The 17,291-nt window shown below is 26.2% G+C and carries 21 protein-coding genes and 1 pseudogene; 12 read left to right on the plus strand and 10 right to left on the minus strand.

Annotation, left to right across the window (positions count from 1 at the left end; genetic code table 11):
• Positions 1–3 precede the first annotated feature (3 nt).
• Positions 4–1,314, minus strand: a complete 1,311-nt coding sequence (locus tag CRU91_RS02875) for an MFS transporter (protein ID WP_113893212.1) — start codon at positions 1,312–1,314, stop codon at positions 4–6.
• A 74-nt stretch (positions 1,315–1,388) separates the two neighbouring features.
• On the opposite strand from CRU91_RS02875, the gene CRU91_RS02880 reads away from it, so the two are divergent.
• Positions 1,389–1,988, plus strand: a complete 600-nt coding sequence (locus CRU91_RS02880; protein ID WP_113893214.1) for a non-canonical purine NTP pyrophosphatase — start codon at positions 1,389–1,391, stop codon at positions 1,986–1,988.
• Here CRU91_RS02880 and CRU91_RS02885 read toward each other — a convergent pair.
• From CRU91_RS02885 to CRU91_RS02900, 4 genes are read right to left on the minus strand one after another with little or no spacing between them, the layout of a single operon-like run.
• Positions 1,978–2,298, minus strand: a complete 321-nt coding sequence (locus CRU91_RS02885; RefSeq protein ID WP_113893216.1) for a hypothetical protein — start codon at positions 2,296–2,298, stop codon at positions 1,978–1,980. The genes CRU91_RS02880 and CRU91_RS02885 overlap by 11 nt on opposite strands.
• Positions 2,299–2,303: 5 nt before the next feature.
• Positions 2,304–2,645, minus strand: a complete 342-nt coding sequence (locus CRU91_RS02890; protein WP_113893218.1) for a hypothetical protein — start codon at positions 2,643–2,645, stop codon at positions 2,304–2,306.
• Positions 2,635–2,934, minus strand: coding sequence for a type IV pilus modification PilV family protein (locus tag CRU91_RS02895; protein WP_113893220.1), 300 nt, complete (start codon positions 2,932–2,934; stop codon positions 2,635–2,637). The genes CRU91_RS02890 and CRU91_RS02895 overlap by 11 nt, the downstream gene beginning before the upstream one ends.
• Complete coding sequence (locus CRU91_RS02900) at positions 2,921–3,685, minus strand: pyrroline-5-carboxylate reductase (RefSeq protein WP_113893222.1); 765 nt, start codon at positions 3,683–3,685, stop codon at positions 2,921–2,923. Before CRU91_RS02900 ends, CRU91_RS02895 begins: the two co-directional genes overlap by 14 nt.
• Positions 3,686–3,790: 105 nt before the next feature.
• Here CRU91_RS02900 and CRU91_RS02905 point away from each other — a divergent pair, with 105 nt between their 5' ends.
• The 3 genes from CRU91_RS02905 to CRU91_RS02915 are packed head-to-tail and all read left to right on the plus strand — an operon-like array spanning position 3,791 to position 7,449.
• Positions 3,791–4,444: an outer membrane protein assembly factor BamD gene (locus CRU91_RS02905; RefSeq protein WP_113893224.1), complete on the plus strand. Its 654-nt coding sequence runs from the start codon at positions 3,791–3,793 to the stop codon at positions 4,442–4,444.
• 24 nt (positions 4,445–4,468) lie between these two features.
• Positions 4,469–6,886, plus strand: a complete 2,418-nt coding sequence (gene lon, locus CRU91_RS02910; RefSeq protein WP_113893226.1) for an endopeptidase La — start codon at positions 4,469–4,471, stop codon at positions 6,884–6,886.
• A 2-nt stretch (positions 6,887–6,888) separates the two neighbouring features.
• Positions 6,889–7,449, plus strand: a complete 561-nt coding sequence (locus CRU91_RS02915) for a rhomboid family intramembrane serine protease (RefSeq protein ID WP_113893228.1) — start codon at positions 6,889–6,891, stop codon at positions 7,447–7,449.
• A 2-nt stretch (positions 7,450–7,451) separates the two neighbouring features.
• Here CRU91_RS02915 and CRU91_RS02920 read toward each other — a convergent pair whose 3' ends face one another.
• Positions 7,452–7,883 (minus strand): MarR family winged helix-turn-helix transcriptional regulator, encoded by a 432-nt coding sequence (locus CRU91_RS02920; protein ID WP_113893230.1) that lies wholly within the window; start codon positions 7,881–7,883, stop codon positions 7,452–7,454.
• A gap of 137 nt (positions 7,884–8,020) precedes the next feature.
• Between CRU91_RS02920 and CRU91_RS02925 the strand changes: the two genes are divergently transcribed.
• Positions 8,021–8,341 carry a cupin domain-containing protein gene (locus CRU91_RS02925; RefSeq protein ID WP_113893232.1) on the plus strand — a complete coding sequence of 107 codons (321 nt, stop codon included), beginning with the start codon at positions 8,021–8,023 and terminating at the stop codon, positions 8,339–8,341.
• A 22-nt stretch (positions 8,342–8,363) separates the two neighbouring features.
• On the opposite strand, the gene CRU91_RS02930 is transcribed toward CRU91_RS02925, so the two are convergent.
• A complete protein-coding gene (locus CRU91_RS02930; protein ID WP_113893234.1) occupies positions 8,364–9,902 on the minus strand; it encodes a methyl-accepting chemotaxis protein in 1,539 nt (512 codons plus the stop codon).
• Positions 9,903–10,196: 294 nt separating this feature from the next.
• Here CRU91_RS02930 and CRU91_RS02935 point away from each other — a divergent pair, with 294 nt between their 5' ends.
• From CRU91_RS02935 to CRU91_RS02945, 3 genes and pseudogenes are all read left to right on the plus strand, one after another.
• Positions 10,197–10,574 carry a PAS domain-containing protein gene (locus CRU91_RS02935; protein ID WP_113893236.1) on the plus strand — a complete coding sequence of 126 codons (378 nt, stop codon included), beginning with the start codon at positions 10,197–10,199 and terminating at the stop codon, positions 10,572–10,574.
• A 182-nt stretch (positions 10,575–10,756) separates the two neighbouring features.
• Positions 10,757–11,839 (plus strand): annotated as a pseudogene (locus CRU91_RS02940) (methyl-accepting chemotaxis protein); the annotation flags it as partial.
• Between the two features lie 58 nt (positions 11,840–11,897).
• On the plus strand, positions 11,898–12,122 hold the full coding sequence (locus CRU91_RS02945; RefSeq protein ID WP_113893240.1) for a DUF2798 domain-containing protein: 225 nt from the start codon (positions 11,898–11,900) through the stop codon (positions 12,120–12,122).
• Positions 12,123–12,149: 27 nt separating this feature from the next.
• Here the strand turns inward: CRU91_RS02945 and CRU91_RS02950 are convergent, their stop codons facing one another.
• On the minus strand, positions 12,150–12,698 hold the full coding sequence (locus CRU91_RS02950; protein WP_113893241.1) for a YceI family protein: 549 nt from the start codon (positions 12,696–12,698) through the stop codon (positions 12,150–12,152).
• Between the two features lie 100 nt (positions 12,699–12,798).
• Entirely contained in the window at positions 12,799–13,404 is a 606-nt protein-coding gene (locus tag CRU91_RS02955) for a Crp/Fnr family transcriptional regulator (RefSeq protein ID WP_113893243.1), read from the minus strand.
• Positions 13,405–13,529: 125 nt separating this feature from the next.
• On the opposite strand from CRU91_RS02955, the gene CRU91_RS02960 reads away from it, so the two are divergent.
• From CRU91_RS02960 to CRU91_RS02975, 4 genes are all read left to right on the plus strand, one after another.
• A complete protein-coding gene (locus tag CRU91_RS02960; RefSeq protein WP_113893245.1) occupies positions 13,530–14,144 on the plus strand; it encodes a LysE family translocator in 615 nt (204 codons plus the stop codon).
• Positions 14,145–14,157: 13 nt separating this feature from the next.
• Positions 14,158–15,015, plus strand: coding sequence for a biotin synthase (locus tag CRU91_RS02965; RefSeq protein WP_113893247.1), 858 nt, complete (start codon positions 14,158–14,160; stop codon positions 15,013–15,015).
• Positions 15,016–15,102: 87 nt separating this feature from the next.
• A complete protein-coding gene (locus CRU91_RS02970; RefSeq protein WP_113893249.1) occupies positions 15,103–15,390 on the plus strand; it encodes a hypothetical protein in 288 nt (95 codons plus the stop codon).
• A 54-nt stretch (positions 15,391–15,444) separates the two neighbouring features.
• Positions 15,445–16,317 (plus strand): DMT family transporter, encoded by an 873-nt coding sequence (locus tag CRU91_RS02975; protein ID WP_113893251.1) that lies wholly within the window; start codon positions 15,445–15,447, stop codon positions 16,315–16,317.
• Here the strand turns inward: CRU91_RS02975 and CRU91_RS02980 are convergent.
• The gene (locus tag CRU91_RS02980; RefSeq protein WP_113893253.1) at positions 16,314–17,237 is read right to left on the minus strand and encodes an AEC family transporter; all 924 of its coding nucleotides are present in this window, start codon (positions 17,235–17,237) and stop codon (positions 16,314–16,316) included. The genes CRU91_RS02975 and CRU91_RS02980 overlap by 4 nt on opposite strands.
• Positions 17,238–17,291 lie beyond the last annotated feature (54 nt).

Raw genomic sequence — 17,291 nt, forward strand, 5'->3', positions numbered from 1 at the left:
TTATCACTTTAAAATATCTTTTATCTCTTCAGGAGTGATCTTTTCATTGTATTTTATGGCAACAATATTTTCTGTGTTGTTGATATACCACTCTTCTATATTTTTATTTTCATTTAGTTTTCCACTATTTTCAAGTTTGTATTCATCTAAACTTAAATATAAAGATTTTGTTTTTGATGGATTTGGCATAGTTAAAATCAAAACTGCCCACAAAATACAGATAATTGCAATAATAATAGAAAATGTTGATAAATCAATATTATCAAGCATAATTCCACCTAAAAGCCCACCAACAAATGTTCCTAAATATCCAAAAGAGTTAAATACTCCTAAAACACTTCCTCTTTGATGAACTTTTGCAAATTTTGAAGTAAGTGATTGCATAATTGGTTCGTGCATATTAAACCCAATAAAGAAAATCACAACTCCAATAGCAAAAACAAAAGCACTAGAACTAAATCCTATCACTAAATATGAGATGATGAAAAATAGTATCCCAATAGCCAAAATCTCTCTAAACTTTCCTTTTTTTTCAGCAATTATTGCAGCTGGTGCCATAGATAAAAGTCCAAAAATCATAGCTGGAACATAAACATACCAAAGTTCACTTTTTTGCCAACCATAAGTTTTTGTTAAGATGATTGGAATTACTAAAAAAGCGAATGTCATCAAAGCTTTTTGTAAAAAATTTGTGATATTCATTCGATTGATATTTGCATTTCCTAAAATATCTACTAATCTTAATTTATCATTGTAAGTGTGAGTGATAACTGGTGGATTTGGAACTTTTTTTACTAAAATATAAATAGAAATAAGTGCTAAAAACATAGTAATATAAAATAAAACTTCAACTCCAATAAAACCACCAATAAGTGGACCAGCCAACATAGCAATTGCAAATGCAAGACCTATGAACATTCCCATCATTGCCATAGCTTTTGAACGCTGTTCCTCTTTTACTAAATCACTTATCATAGCAGTAACCACTGCTCCAATAGCTCCTGAACCTTGTAAAAGACGCCCCAACATCAAAGTGAAAATATCAGTTGCTATTGCACAGATAAATGAACCAATAGCAAAAAGTAAAAGACCAGTTATAATAGTGCCTTTCCTTCCTAATTTATCACTCATAATCCCAAATGGAACTTGAAAAATAACTTGTGTTAAAGCATATCCTCCAACAACAATTCCTACTAAAGTAGCATTTGCACCTTCCAAAGATAGAGCATATACAGAAATAACAGGTAAAACAATAAAAAGCCCAAAAAATCTAAGAGCAATAATAAAACTCAAAGGCATTACAGATTTAATCATTAATAATCCTAAATATATTATAATTTTGGTTTATTATATAAAAAATTCGATAATAAGTAGTATAAGGACAAAATTTGAAAATAGTTTTAGCATCTGCAAACAAAGGAAAAATAGAAGAATTTAAAAAACTTCTTCCAAATGATGAAGTTGTAGCATTTAGTGAGATTTTAGGAAAAATTGAGATTGATGAAGATAGAGATACTTTCCAAGGAAATGCTATAAAAAAGGCACAAACAATATATGATGAACTTCAAAAAAAAGATTTTGATGATGTTTTGGTTATCTCTGATGATAGTGGTATTAGTGTACCAGTTTTAGATAATGCCCCTGGAGTTTATAGTGCTAGATATGCTGGACTTAATGCAAGTGATAAAGAGAATAATGAAAAATTAAAAACTGAACTAAATAAGTTAGGTTTAGAAAAAACTCCAGCTTTTTATACAGCTTGTATAGCCATAGTTTATAAAAATGAAGTTTATACAGTGCATGGTTGGATGCATGGGATGGTTTTAAATAAAGAAATAGGGACTAATGGTTTTGGATATGATCCGATGTTTATTCCAAATGGATATGATAAAACTTTGGGTGAACTTGATGAAACTGTAAAAAAAGAGTTCTCACATAGAAGTAGGGCTTTAAAACTGGCAATGAAGATTTTAGAGGTTATTTTATAATTAACTTTTTTGTAACTCTAATATCGAAATCAAAAGATTGGACACTTAATAAATAGTGTTCAAAATTTTCTGATTTTTTTGCTTTTATATCAAAAAAATCATCATCAATTTCTATTTTTTCAATATCTTTTAAATCAATACTTAAAAGATATTCTTCCAAAAACTCAAGATGATTTTTTGCTTGAATATATAGAACCTTTTGTTTTAAACTTTCATTTCCCAAAGAGTTATTTCCCAAAATTTGATTTGCTGTTATACTAAAAACTACAACTAAAATCAAAGTTATAAGAAGAGTGTATGATTTTTTCATAGTTATCATAATTTTATTGCCCACTCTTGTTTTAAATTATTTGATAAAGTTATATTAATAGTTGCTATATTTCCATTGCTATTTATTGTAAAAGCTTTAACATTTTTGAGTAGTAGAGAATTTTTAAAATATAGATTATTTCCATCAAATTGAATTTGAGATAAATCATCTTTATTTTTGTCTAAAAAAGCTTTTGTTGAAAATAGTTCTAGTTTTGAAATCTCTAAATTTAGAGTTTCTTGATTTTTTAGTGACAGTTCTTTTATAAAAATTGTTGAATATACAACTATTGAGCTTGATATAATCAAAGTTAAAAGAAGCTCAAGAAGAGAAAAACTACTTTTCATATTTGAAAACTTTTATTTTATTATCAATATATTCATATTTCTTAACAGTTAAATTTTCAATTTCAGTTTCATTTCCTATTTTAGTTTTTGTGATTTGTAAATTTGTAGTAGATGGAATAAAACTTGAGTAGTTTTTTGTAGTGAAATCATTTTCTATATTGTTGATGATATGAAAAATATTGTCATCATTTTCACTATTGTAAGAGATTTTTAAAAAACCACCTACAACAGTTGATAATATCAACAAACTTATCAAAGTTTCTATTAGAGTTATACTATTTTTCAGCAATTTTTTGTGATTTTGTAAACGAACCTTCAATTGCTTTTATAAAGGCATCTCTTACACTTCCTTCTTCAAGTTTTGCATATCCAGCAGCTGTTGTTCCAGCTGGGCTCATAACAGAATCTTTTATAACTGCAGGATGAGTATGTTTTAAAATAGAAGCAGTTCCACTAAATAAGCCTTGAACTAAATGTTGTGCTAAATGTCTTTCTAGTCCAACTTTTACTGCTCCATCGGCTATTGCTTCAGCAACTAAGGCTAAAAATGCAGGTCCAGAACCAGTTATTGCACTTGCAATGTCTAGTTGTGTTTCGTTATTTACCCAAATAGCCTCACCAATAGATGAAAAAGCTTCCAATGCTATTGCTTTTGATTCAATATCTCCAGTTACTGTTGTCATAGAGTTTTGAACACTTGCTGCAACATTTGGCATAGTTCTTATATAACTTTTAGCTTTTATTTGCTTTTTTAAATAATCAAGTTTTGTTCCAGCTAAAATAGAGATTAAAACATCAGCAACACCAGTAAGTCTTACTGAAACACTTTCTAGTGCATAAGGTTTTACACAAAAAATAACATTTTTACCAGTTATATCTTCTTTGTCGCTTAGCTCTTTGATAGTTAATTGAGGTATTTTTTCGTGAATTAGTTTTAATTTATTTATATCTCTTCCTATCATTTCAACTTCATGATTTTTTACCAAGCCAATAGCAAGTGATTGAGCCATTATTCCATTTCCAATAAGAGTTAATTTCATTTTATTACCTTCAGTTAGTTTTTTAGATTATAACACATTAACATTTATAAATATAAAGCTTTTTTTCGATAATATATTGCTTTTATGACAAATAAGGATGATTAAATGGTAAAAAACCTAAGAATAAAAAATATTTTGTTATTACTAAGTGCTACATTTATTTTTAATGCTTGTTCTTCAAAGAGTGAACAAGAGTATAATAAACCAGCTCTTTATTGGTACAATAAAATGATGATGCAAATTGGAATGGGCGATTTAGATGAAGCAGATGATACATATACTTCACTAGAGAGTGAACATAGAAATTCACCATATATTCCAACAGCAATGCTTATTTTGGTAAATGCACATATGCAAGATGAAGAGTATGCTTTAGCAAATTTCTATTTAGATGAATATATTAAAAGATTTAGTTTAAGCAAAGATATTGATTATGCTAGATATATGAAAATTAAAGCTAATTTTATGGGATTTAAACAACAATTTAGAGATCAACAGTTGATTGATGATACATTAGCACAGATTTTAGAGTTTAAGAATAAATATAAAAATTCTCCATATATGCCACTAGTTGATACGATGAATGCAAGACTTTTTATGGCAAAAGCTTCTATGGATAAAGAGATTTCTGAACTTTATCAAAGAAGAGATAAGCCTATGGCATCAGAATATTATATGCAAAAGTCTCAAGATTCTTGGGTTAATCCAGAAGAGATAAATAAAGTTGAAGTGCCTTTTTATAGAGCAATATTCGAATAAATGTTTAAGGAGATAAAGTAAGATATGCAATTAGCAAATTATGGTAATTTTCCACAAACTATACCTTTAATTATTGAAGATGAGGTATTTTTATATCCATTTATGATTACACCTCTTTTTTTAAATAAAGAGGAAAATATCAAAGCAGTTGAAAATGCAATAGAGTTTAATAGACTTGTAATGGTTACTGTTTCAAAACCATCAAAAGAAGGCAAAAGAGAAAAAGACTCTTTTTATGATGTTGGAGTTGTTGGAAATGTTATGAGAAAAATTTCTTTACCAGATGGTAAAGTTAAAGTTCTGTTTCAAGGTGTTGCAAAAGCAAAAATAATAGATTTTGTACCAACACAAAATATTTTTGCAACAGTTGATATTATCGCAGATGAGATATCAAATGAAGAAAGTATTAAATCTTTGATTGCTATTTTATTGGATAATATTAAAAAACTTTCAAAACTAAACAATAAATTTCCAGTAGATTTAATAAAAGCAATAGAAGAAAATGAAGATGCTATAAGAGTTGCAGATTTAATATCATCAGTTTTAAAACTAAAAAAAGATGAAGCTTATAGAATTTTTGCAAATACAAATTTAGAACAAAGAATTTTAGATATTATTGAAGTTGTAAAAAAAGAGATAGAATCATATAAAATACAAAAAGAGATAACTCAAAAAGTAAACTCAAAAATAGAAAAAACTCATAAAGATTACTTTTTAAAAGAGCAAATAAAGGCTATTCAAAAAGAGCTTGGAGCTGATAATCAAAAAGATGAAGAGATAAAATCTTATAAAAAAAGATTAAAAACTAAAAAGTGTTTTATGGGTAAAGAAGCTTATAAAGAGACAAAAAAACAAATTGATAAATTAAGTAGAATGAATCCAGACTCTCCTGATGCATCATTGCTTCAAACTTATGTTGAACAAGTTTTAGATATACCTTTTGGAGATTATGCAGATGATAAAATATCAGTTTCTAGTGTTGAAAAACAATTAAATAAAGACCATTATTCGCTAGAAAAAGCAAAAGAGAGAATTGCTGAATATTTTGCCGTAAAACAACTACTTGAACAAAGAAAAATAGAAGATTTAAAATCAAAAGGTACAGTTTTATGTTTTGTAGGACCTCCTGGAGTTGGTAAGACTTCATTGGCAAACTCTATTTCTCAAGCATTAAAACGACCACTTGTGAGAGTAGCTTTAGGTGGAATGGAAGATGTAAATGAACTAAGAGGTCATAGAAGAACTTATGTTGGAGCGATGCCTGGAAGATTGATAAAAGGTTTGATTGATGCTAAAAAAATGAATCCAGTTATAGTTTTAGATGAAATTGATAAATTGGGTTCAAATCATAGAGGTGATCCTGCATCTGTTATGCTTGAAATACTTGACCCAGAGCAAAATCATGAGTTTAGGGATTTATATTTGAATTTCCCTGTTGATTTATCACAAGTTATTTTTGTATCAACAGCAAATGATATAAGAAGAATTCCAGCACCATTAAGAGATAGAATGGAGTTTATAGAACTAAATTCTTATACTCCAAATGAAAAATATCATATTGCAAAAGATTATTTAATTCCTCAAGAGTTACAAAAACATGGACTTGATAAAAATGAAATTAGCTTGAGTAAAGCAACTATTGAGTTGATAATATCAAAATATACAAGAGAAGCTGGAGTGCGAAACTTACGAAGAGTCTTTTCTAAATTATTTAGAAAAGTTGTAAAGATGATTTTACAAAATCCAGAGCTTACAAAAGTTACTATTGGAACTAAGGATTTAAAAGAGTATTTAGATAATCCTATCTTTGAAATTGAACCAGCTGATAAAATAGATGTTGTTGGAGTTTCAAATGGTTTGGCTTGGACTAGTGTTGGTGGAGATATTTTAAAAATTGAAGCAATTAAACTAAAAGGAAAAGGTTCTTTAAATGTAACTGGAAATTTAGGTGATGTTATGAAAGAATCTTCAAGAATTTCTTATTCGGTAGTTAAGCATTTAATTGATAAAAATATATTAAAAATTGATGAAAATTTAATCCCAAAATCTGTAAAAGAAGAAGAGGAAAAAACAAAAATTGATAGTAGTGAAGTTTATAAAAGATATGATATTCACTTACATATTCCAGAAGGTGCAACTCCTAAAGATGGACCAAGTGCTGGTATAACTATGGCTTTAACTTTGGCTTCAGTTTTAAGTGATAGAAAAATCAAATCTGATGTTGCGATGACAGGAGAATTGACACTTTTAGGAAAAGTTTTACCTATTGGGGGATTAAAAGAAAAATTAATAGCTGCATATAAAGCGAAAATTAAAAAAGCTTTAGTTCCAAGAAAGAACTTTGAAAGGGATTTAGAAGAAATTCCAGATGAAGTAAAAAGTGCAATGGAAATCAAAGCAGTTGATACAATAGAAGATGTTTTAAAAGAGGCATTAATCTAAATATGAAATTTTTAAAAAAAGATTTTACTGCTACAAATGTGATTATTTTTATCACAGTTGTAGCTTATATTGTTCAAATAAATATCCCAAGTGGTTCACTTTTTATGGGATTGAATTTATATTTCTTAGTTGGTGGATTTTATTGGCAACCACTTACTTCTATTTTTTCTCACGGTGGAATAGCACATCTAGGAATGAATATGTTTGTCTTATGGCAATTTGGAAATCTTATAGAACAAGCTCGTGGTAAACAAAGATTTATAACCTTATATTTTGTAACAGGTATTTTAACTTCTCTTTTATCATTTTTATATATTTTTTATGTTGATATTCAAGTAAATTTAGTTGGTGCTAGTGGTGCTATATGTGCTGTTTTAGGGTATATTGCATATTTTGATAAAAGACAAAGAAGCGGGATTATAACTTGGATTTTACTTATCTCTGTTGCTCCACTTCTAATAGGACTTCCCATAGCTTGGTATGCTCACTTTATAGGACTTGGTGTTGGTTTTGTTTATGCAATTATAGAAAAAAGATTTTTTCCATTGGTAATTTATAGATAAAATTAATTGTTCAATTTAGATAAAATCTTGTTACAAATTTTAATAATATCTTCTTGCTCTTCGTTACTTAATTGAATTTTACACTCCATATTTTTAAAAATATGAGCTGTTTTATATTTTAAATTTTTTCCTTCTTTAGTTAATTTTATTATTTTCCCTCGTTCATCACTTAATGATTGAGTTCTAATAATATATGATTTTTCTTCTAATCTTTTTAAAATAGGTGTTAATGTTGCTGAATCAAAAAATGTTTCTTTGCTTATATCTTTTATTAATATATTGTCATTATTCCAAAGTGTCATCATCACCAAGTATTGTGGATAAGTTAAATTAAATTCTTCTAAATGAGGTCTATAATCTCTAATCATTGCATTTGATGTAGAGTTTAATAAAAAACAAACCATTTTTGAGAAATCAAACTCTTTTTTTTCCATATCTTTCCTTTTATTGAATAGTAAGGAATTATATCAAAATATATCTTGTGTACAAACTAATTGACAAATAAAAATTTTTCCAGTAAAATTACTTTGTGTACATAATATTAGCTAGCAAATCAAAATAAAGGAAAAATATGGAAGTAGTAAATTATGAAGGGATTTTATCAGTTTTACTAGATGATATAATCCCAAATGAGATTACAAAAGGTGTGAAGCAATATAAACTTAAAGAGAATAGTGATGGAAAATTAACAGCTATTTATAAATTTGAGAAAAATAGTAAATTACCTTTTATTGATAAACATGATTTATTTGATGAACATATATTTGTAATTTCTGGAGTATTTAATGATGGAAATAGAGAGTATAAAGAAGGTTCATTTATAATAAATCCTAAAGGAACATCTCATATACCACAATCAAAAGAAGGATGTACTATTTTAGTAACAAACTAATCTCAATTTAAAAGTGCTTATATTAATTAAGCACTTTTAATGTATCAATAAGATTATTCGAAATACTTATTAAATTATTTGAACTATCTTTTGTGCTTTGTGCTTCAATTTGAGTATTACTTGAACTACTTGAAACTTTTACCATATTAGTTGTAATTTGATTTAAAGTTTGGCTTGTTTCTAAAGCTGTACTAGCTAGTTCATTTGATATGTTTTTTTGATCACTAATTGAACTTGATATATTTGATGACATCAAACTTATTTTTTCAACTTTATCATCAATATTATGAATAGACTCAAGTGAATTTCTTACCAAAGATTGAATAAATTCTATTGCTGATGTTATATCTTTTGCTGCTTCATTTGATCTTGTTGCAAGGTTCCTTACTTCACCAGCAACAACTGCAAATCCTTTCCCAGCTTCTCCAGCAGTTGCTGCTTCAACTGCAGCATTTAAACTTAATATATTTGTTTGAAATGCAATTTGAGTTATTACGTTTATTGTGTCACCTATTTTTATAGATTCTTCATTTAATTTATTCATTGCAATCGCAGTATCTTTTGACTGACTTTTTAATTCAAAAACAACCTTTTCACTTTGTGAAGTGGTATTAAAAATATTTGTAATAGAAGATAGCATAATTTCTACTTTTGTTGATAACTCTTGAAAAGCTTGATTCAACTCTTCTATTGAAACAGTTATGGCTTTTGAACCTTCCATACTTGTTTTTGCTTCATTTACCATTGATGTTGAAGCATTTTGAAGTTGTTTTAGTGATTTTGTAAGATCTTCAATCTCTTTTCCTATATCAAACATTGTATTTTTCTTCAAAGTTATATCTGTTGCATATTTTACAACTTTAAAAGGAATACCATCTAAATCTAAAATAGGATTGTAACTTGCTTGAATATAAACTTTCTTACTGTTTTTACCAATTCTTAGATATTCTCCTGCATCATATTCACCTTTATTGAGTTTTTCCCAAAATTCTTTGTAAGCATTTGAATTTCTATAAGATTCTTCACAAAAAATACTATGATGTTTCCCCATAATTTCATCTAATGAGTAACCTAAAGTATCTAAAAAGTTTTTATTTGCATTTAAAATAATTCCTTGCATATCAAATTCTATAACAGCTTGGGATTTATTTATAGCATTTATTTGACCAAGATAATATAAATCTTTTAATCTTTTCTTAGTAATGTCTTGTGCTAATTTAATAACTTGAACAACTTTGCCATTTTTATTTGAAATTGGCATATATGATGCTCTTAAAAAAACAGCTTCACCATCTTTTTTAATTCTTTTAAATTCAGAAGTTATAGATTTCCCTTTATTTAAAGTATCCCAAGCTTCTTGGTATTCTTTACTTTCAACAAATCTTTTATCACAGAATATTTTATGGTGTTTACCTATAATTTCATTTAATGTATAGCCCATTGTATCTAAAAAAAGTTTATTGGCTTTTATTATAGTTCCATCATTTCTAAAAACTATTGTAGCATAGTTTTGATTTATAGCCTTTAGCTGTAGTTTATCCTCTTTATTCAAAAAAAACATAAATTCTCCTATAATAAAATGAATGTTAAAGATTCTATCTATTATAGATTTAAATTATTATAAATATAGAATATTATGAAATCACATAATTTTTATATTTAAAACTTTATTATTCTTAAAATAATATTTAAAATAAATACGTTTAGGTATTGATTTTTTTTCTTAAATATTCTACTATTAAATATTATTTTTATAAAGTATTATTTTAAATAATCAAACATTATATAGTTTGTGTTTAATTATATATACAATATAAACCATAATAACTAAATTGCATAGGAAAGGAGTCTCAAAGTGTCAAAAGAAATAACATTTAGTAAAGATATAATAATTGTAACTGAAACAGATGAAAAAGGTATTGTTGTATTTGCGAATGATGATTTCTGCAAGGTATCAGGGTATTTGTTATGTGAATTGGTTGGTAAACCTCATAATGTGGTTAGACATGAAGATATGCCAAAAGAAGTTTTTAAAAATTTATGGGAAACCATACAAAGTGGAAAAATTTGGAAAGGAATAGTTAAAAACCGAACTAAAGAAGGAGGTTATTATTGGGTAAATGCAACTGTTTACTCATCAAAAAGCGTAAATGGAGGATTAAGATATATTTCTGTTAGAGTAAAACCGACACAAGAAGAAATATTGACTGCTACAAAATTATATTCAAAATAGAGGAGATTACGATGTTTTTTAACAATAGAAATACTGATATTTTAGAAATATTAAATATGATAGAGTCATATTTAAAGAACGAGATAAATTTTTTGTCTATAGATGATTTTGAGTGCAAAGGTTACAATAAGGAGATAAAAGCTAAATTAGATTCTATATGTAATATACTAAATCAAAGGAACGATGATGAACTACTAATTTATGGTGAGATTATGCTTATTTCTGAGAAAATTGAAAAAGGTATAATTGGAGATAAAATTCATCATACAAATACCACAAATATAAAACTAAACTATATAGCAAAAACTATAAATAATTTAGTTGAAACACTTCATAATTATATAAATCAGATTATTACAATTTTGTCAGAATATAGTAAATATAACTATTTAAGTTCTTTAAATACAAACCTAGTAAATAATGATTTTAAAAAATTATTTGAAGGAATAAATACTTTAAGGCAAACAATAACACAAATGTTAACTGAAAATAAATCCAATGGATTAATTTTAGAAAATAACTCAAAAATATTGTTAGAAAATGTAGATACTTTAAATTTATCTTCAAGTAGAGCAGCTGCAAATCTTGAAGAAACAGCTGCTGCATTGGAAGAAATTACTTTACATGTTAGAAATAATACAGATAACATTTTACAAATGGCAACTCTATCAAAAAATGTAAGAAAATCTTCAAATGATGGTGAACAGTTAGCAAATCAAACGGTCTTATCTATGGAAGAGATAAATAATCAAGTAAGCTTAGTAAATGAAGCTATAAGTGTAATTGATAATATTGCTTTTCAAACAAATATTTTATCATTAAATGCAGCAGTAGAAGCAGCAACAGCAGGCGAGACAGGAAAAGGATTTGCTGTTGTTGCTGGAGAAGTACGAAATCTTGCAACTAGAAGTGCTGATGCTGCTAAAAGAATAAAAAGTATAGTTGAAAATGCAACTAAAAAAGCTTACAATGGAAAATCTACAGCAAATGACATGATTGTAGGTTATAAAGAATTAAATAAAAATATACTTCAAACTATAAATTTGATAGAAGAGATTCAAAATGTTTCAAAAGAACAACTTATAAGAATAGAACAAATAAATGACGCTGTTAATAAGCTAGATGAACAAACACAGCAAAATGCAAATGTTGCTTCTCAATCTCATGATGTAGCAATAACAACAGATTCTATTTCAAAACTAATAGTAAAAAATGCAAATGCAAAAGAGTTTGAAGGTAAAAATGATATTGGTATAAATGTTTAAAATTTAGACTTTAATAGTTAATCTATTATAATCCACTCTCTATAGACAAAGGATATAAATGATAGATAAAAAGTATGAAAAGTATCTTTTTGCAATAATTATGGGTACAGTGATGAGTTTTATAATGAGCTTTATAATTACATTTATAAATTTAGGATTTATTGATGGATTTTTTACTAAATGGATAGAAGCATTTTTTAAAGCTGCTGTCTGTGCCATTCCAATAATATTTATTGTAGCTCCAAATGTTAGAAAAATAGTTTCTAAGATTGTAAGTGATTAAAATATAGCCTAAAAAAGGCTATATTATTTATTTAAAAGGGATTGTAAACTCTAGATTTACATCAGAATAAGATACATTTTCATGTAAAGCACCACAAATTTCAGTAAATGCTTTGTATGAACTTGCCATATTAAAATCTAAAATATCTATAACTCCGTTTGCTACAATCTTTCCATCATTTATTTCATATTTCATAGAAGTAGCTTTTTTGATACCATTCATTACAACATCTAAAACTAAAGTTTTATTTACTTCATCTACACTAGAGATATTTCCTTCTATAAAATTTGCAGAAGTTAAAGAAAATAGTGTTGAAGTGATATTTAAATTTCTTGCTTCATCTTTTGATTCTAAAGATTTTGCATCAATTTTTACTTTTGCACTTTTTAGAAACTCTGTTAAATTATCAGATTTTTTAATATCTAAATCTATTTTATTAAATGTTCCAGAAACTGCAACTTTTGAAGCAAGTTTAAATCCAGTCCATTTTACACCCAAATCACCATTTAACTCGTAAGCATTAATACTTGAAACTAGACCAAATGCTAAAACAGATAGCAAAATCTTCTTTTTCATACAACTCTCCTTATTTGTAAGTATAATAATCTTTAACAAGATTAGTTTGATTTTATCAAATATTTATTAAAGTAAGATAATTTTTATTTAATAAAATATTTTATAAAATAGTTATTGTCCCTCGTGCTAATTTTATGAGATTTTTATTTTTTAAATCCTGTAAGACTCTATTTATTACAGTTCTTGAAGTACCCAAAGAAGAAGCTATTTCACTATTTGTAATTTTTATTTCTTTTGAATTATAAGATTTCAAAAAATCTAAAATTCTACTATCTAATCTTTTAAATTTTATATCTTCAATTAAAGTAGTTAAAGAAGAATATCGAAGTGTAAAAAGAGAAAAAATCATTTTTTGATAACTTGGAGAGTGAACTATCAGATTTTGGATAACATCAATAGGGATTAAATACCCTTTTATTAAAGTTGTAGATTCAGCTGTTGCAACTGCTTTTGTTTGTGAAATTGCACTTGCAATATTTACAATACATTGTTCACCTTGGCAAAAATCATATAAAGGAATTTCATCATTTGTATTTGCACTAACTGAAAGTTTAATATTCCCTTCAATAAGATATAAAACCTCTTTACAAATATCTCCTTCATAAAAAAGTATTGTTCCTTTTGGAATTTCTACATATTTTGAGCTAGATTTTATATTATTTACTAGTTCTTCATTTAACTCACTAAAAAAATCAAAATTTTCCAAATTTTATCCTTGATAATTTTATTTATATTATATTAGTATTTCAATCTTTTTTATGCAACCTTTGTAGCAGACAAAAGAGATTTTTATCTATACAATACAAACTTTTATTAGAAAAGAGAATATTTATGCAATATTTGAGTGAATTCTTACTTTTAGCTACTGCTTTACAAATGGCTTTAATTTCACCTGGTCCTGATTTTATGATTACAATAAAACAGACAATAAATCAAGGTAAAAAATATGCTTATTATTCAAGTTTAGGAATAGGTTTTGGTATTGTAATTCATTTAGTATATACATTTTTAGGATTTGGATTAATTATTAAAGTTTTTCCAGATTTTCTTAATTTTGTACGAATTTTAGGAGCAATTTATCTAATATATTTGGGTATTGGAAGTTTTAGAAGTAATTCATCAAAAATTAAAATTAAAAGTGAAAAAGATAAGCAATATAGTTTTAAAAAATCATTTATCTTAGGTTTTTTGTGTAATTTATTGAACCCAAAAGCTACACTATTTTTTCTATCTATATTTACAACTATTGTAAGTATAAATACACCTTTTTATATTCAAGGTTTGTATGGACTATATTGTGTTTTAGCAAATATTTTATGGTACATATTAATAGCAAATATCTTATCACAAAAAAAGAATATGGAGTTATTTAATAAATATAGAAATATTATAGATAAATTTATTGGTACTGTATTGATTCTTTTGGGACTAAAAATCATTTTCTAATAAAAAATAAAATATGAAAAAGGGTTTTTATGAGTTTAAAAAAAGAGATTTTTTATGTTCAATATCAAATATAGAAAGCGGTACTTGCAATGAAGATTGTAAATTTTGTACTCAAAGTGTAAAAAATGATATTGAAATAACTAGATACAAAAGAAAAGAGATAAAAACAGTAGTTGAAGAAGCAAAAAATGCAAAAAGACATAAAGCACAAGGTTTTTGTTTAGTAACTGCTGGACAAAAACTAACTGATAGTAAACTTGAATATATTATCTCTTTAGTTCATGCAATCAAAAAGGAAGATTTAGATTTAAAAATAAATGCTTGTAATGGTTTAGCAACTTTAGAGCAATTAAAAGAGTTAAAAAAAGCTGGAATTGAAGTATATAATCATAACTTGGAGGCTTCAAAAGAATTTTATCCAAAATTGTGTTCTACTCATACTTTGCAAGAAAGATATGAAACTTGTTTAAATGTAAAAGAAGCAGGACTAAATTTAGCTTGTGGAGGAATATTTGGAGTTGGAGAATCACATGAAGATAGAATTTCACTATTTAATTCAATAAAATCTTTAGAACCAATGATTGTTCCTTTAAACTTTTTTCATTATACAAATAATCTACCAATTTCTAAAAATGTATTAACAAAGCAAGAAGCCTTTTCTATAATCAAAACTGCAAGAAATATGATCGATAGTGCTAAAGTTGTTATGATTGGTGGAGGAAGAGAAAGTATGTTTGAAGATAGACAATATGAAGTTTTTGAATATGGAGCAAACTCTTTTATTATTGGAGATTATCTTACAACTTTTGGAGAGAGTGCAAAAAAAGATTTAATATCTTTAGAAAAATTAAACTATAAAATAGCAAATTAGTGAAACATATGTAGTTTATTTAAAAATACTTTTTTTATAAAATTTCAAAATCTAGCTAGAAAAATTTAAAAACAAAAAGGATTTAAAATGCCAAAAGCTTTTTTAGAAATTACACTAAATATTAAACCAGAAAATAGAGCAACAGCAGCAGGTGTTTATACAAAGTATAAAGAAACTTTTTTAAATGAAATTATGGGTGCTAAATCAAAAGATTTATTAGTTAGAGATGAAGATGTGCAAGTTTTACATGGATTTGAATGTGTTGATAGTGCAAATGCATATTTAAAATCTGCATTATTTGAAAATGATGTAGTAAGAGAACTCTCACCACTTTTTGAAAGTGCTCCAGATATTAGAATATATACAGTAGCCTAAAATATATCCCAATTTTGGGATATATTGTATAATACTTTAAAAATTAGGAATTATATGAAAAGTTTAAATTTTGATTTAAAATTAGTAGTTTTGATTTTTATAGTGTTATTATTTTTTGCTTCAAACTCAATTTTAGCTAGAATGGCTATTTCTACACAAAATATTGATGCTTTTACTTTTACTTTTTTAAGAATAATATCTGCTATGTTTGTTCTTTTAGTAATATATTTTTATAAAAATAAGAATCTCAAAATAGGGTTAAAATCTAATTATCTTAGTGGATTTATGTTTTTTTTATATGCAATTTGTTTTTCATATTCATATATAAATATGCTTGCAGGTGTTGGAACTTTGATTTTATTTGCTGTTGTTCAGCTAACTATGATTATTTTAGCTTTGTTTTTTAATGAAAAACTAACTTTTAATAAAATTGTTGGAATAACCATAGCTTTTGGAGGGTTAATATATCTTTTATATCCAAAAAGTGATTTTACAATCTCATATTTTCATACTTTTTTGATGTTTTTATCTGGGTTTGGTTGGGCAGTTTTTAGTGTTCTTGGAAAGAAATCAAAAAATGCAACTTTAAATGCAACAGATAGTTTTTTCAAAGCTTTTATTTTTACTATAATTTTTGCTATTTTTTATCTAACTTTTTTTGAGAATATTCTCAAAATAGATTTTCAAACTTTTATAATGGCAACTACTTCAGGTTCAATAACAACTGCTTTTGGAGTATTTCTTTGGTATACAGTTTTACCAAAAATACAGATTATGACAGCAAGCATAGTTCAGTTAATAGTTCCAATAATGGCAATATTTTTAAGTATTGTTTTTCTGAATGAAACTCTTACTTTTGAGCTTTTTCTTTCAACTATTATTATACTTTTAGGAATTTTTATAGCTTTATACAAAAAAACAAATTAATTCATATACCAATATAAAATCAATGGAATATAAAACAGTGAAATCACAGTTGAGATAAATAGTGCAACACTCATCATTTGTGGTTTTACATTTAGTAAAGTAGCTACTGTTACAGTATTTCCAGCAAGAGGAACAATAGAAAATAAAAACATAACAGTATATAAACCATCATTTAAAAAGTGAATATAAGTTTTATCTATAAAAATAAAAGCAAGTACAACAACAGGCCACAAGATGAATTTTATAAACATTGCATAAGATATAAATTTCATATCAAAAGAACCATTTGTTCTTATGTGTTCAAGTCCCATTCCAACTATCATCATACCAAAAACAGTATAAGCACCTTTTAAATATTCGTTGTAGTTTTCAAAAACTTCTGGTAATTTTATCTCTAGTAAATTACAAATAATTCCTAAAATAAATGCATATAAAACTGGAAGTTTTAACATTTTTAAAAGGCTTTGTTTTGCACTAAAATTTCCTTTTGCAGTTATATAATATCCAACTGAATTTTGATATAAAAGTGAAGCTAAAACAGTAAATATAAAAACATCAACCATCCTTGGTTCTAAAAATAAAATAGCTAGTGGGATTCCTATATTTCCAGTATTTCCAGTTGATGTACTAAAAGCCAATAAATTTGCAGTGTTATCACTATAAACTCTTTTAAAATATGCTAAAAGTATAAAGCTTAAAATAGAGCTAAATAAAAAGAAAAATATTGGTAAAAAAAGTATTGAAGCACTTAGATTTACATTTAAAGCAGCATTGAAAATAATAAGTGGTGACAGAAGATAAAGCAAAATTTTTGCTACTGTTTCTTTATCACACTTTAAAATATATGTGCTTAAAAATCCTAAAATAATACTTATATATAAAGGGATTATTTTTCCTAAAAGAGTAAAAAATATTGACATTAAATAACCTTGGATAAATTTTTTTATAAGTATATATTATCAAGGCTTTAATTT

Source organism: Aliarcobacter vitoriensis, assembly GCF_003316695.1.
GTDB lineage: Bacteria > Campylobacterota > Campylobacteria > Campylobacterales > Arcobacteraceae > Aliarcobacter > Aliarcobacter vitoriensis.

What these genes read in the sequence shown, in the direction of transcription:
- CRU91_RS02975 (WP_113893251.1), top strand. Translation starts at nt 15,445, where the DNA reads ATGAAAAGTTTAAATTTTGATTTAAAATTAGTAGTTTTGATTTTTATA.
- CRU91_RS02970 (WP_113893249.1), top strand. Translation starts at nt 15,103, where the DNA reads ATGCCAAAAGCTTTTTTAGAAATTACACTAAATATTAAACCAGAAAAT.
- CRU91_RS02900 (WP_113893222.1), bottom strand. Translation starts at nt 3,685, where the DNA reads ATGAAATTAACTCTTATTGGAAATGGAATAATGGCTCAATCACTTGCT.
- CRU91_RS02980 (WP_113893253.1), bottom strand. Translation starts at nt 17,237, where the DNA reads ATGTCAATATTTTTTACTCTTTTAGGAAAAATAATCCCTTTATATATA.
- CRU91_RS02875 (WP_113893212.1), bottom strand. Translation starts at nt 1,314, where the DNA reads ATGATTAAATCTGTAATGCCTTTGAGTTTTATTATTGCTCTTAGATTT.
- CRU91_RS02925 (WP_113893232.1), top strand. Translation starts at nt 8,021, where the DNA reads ATGGAAGTAGTAAATTATGAAGGGATTTTATCAGTTTTACTAGATGAT.
- lon (WP_113893226.1), top strand. Translation starts at nt 4,469, where the DNA reads ATGCAATTAGCAAATTATGGTAATTTTCCACAAACTATACCTTTAATT.
- CRU91_RS02965 (WP_113893247.1), top strand. Translation starts at nt 14,158, where the DNA reads ATGAAAAAGGGTTTTTATGAGTTTAAAAAAAGAGATTTTTTATGTTCA.
- CRU91_RS02945 (WP_113893240.1), top strand. Translation starts at nt 11,898, where the DNA reads ATGATAGATAAAAAGTATGAAAAGTATCTTTTTGCAATAATTATGGGT.
- CRU91_RS02885 (WP_113893216.1), bottom strand. Translation starts at nt 2,298, where the DNA reads ATGAAAAAATCATACACTCTTCTTATAACTTTGATTTTAGTTGTAGTT.
- CRU91_RS02890 (WP_113893218.1), bottom strand. Translation starts at nt 2,645, where the DNA reads ATGAAAAGTAGTTTTTCTCTTCTTGAGCTTCTTTTAACTTTGATTATA.
- CRU91_RS02930 (WP_113893234.1), bottom strand. Translation starts at nt 9,902, where the DNA reads ATGTTTTTTTTGAATAAAGAGGATAAACTACAGCTAAAGGCTATAAAT.
- CRU91_RS02915 (WP_113893228.1), top strand. Translation starts at nt 6,889, where the DNA reads ATGAAATTTTTAAAAAAAGATTTTACTGCTACAAATGTGATTATTTTT.
- CRU91_RS02950 (WP_113893241.1), bottom strand. Translation starts at nt 12,698, where the DNA reads ATGAAAAAGAAGATTTTGCTATCTGTTTTAGCATTTGGTCTAGTTTCA.
- CRU91_RS02905 (WP_113893224.1), top strand. Translation starts at nt 3,791, where the DNA reads ATGGTAAAAAACCTAAGAATAAAAAATATTTTGTTATTACTAAGTGCT.
- CRU91_RS02960 (WP_113893245.1), top strand. Translation starts at nt 13,530, where the DNA reads ATGCAATATTTGAGTGAATTCTTACTTTTAGCTACTGCTTTACAAATG.
- CRU91_RS02920 (WP_113893230.1), bottom strand. Translation starts at nt 7,883, where the DNA reads ATGGAAAAAAAAGAGTTTGATTTCTCAAAAATGGTTTGTTTTTTATTA.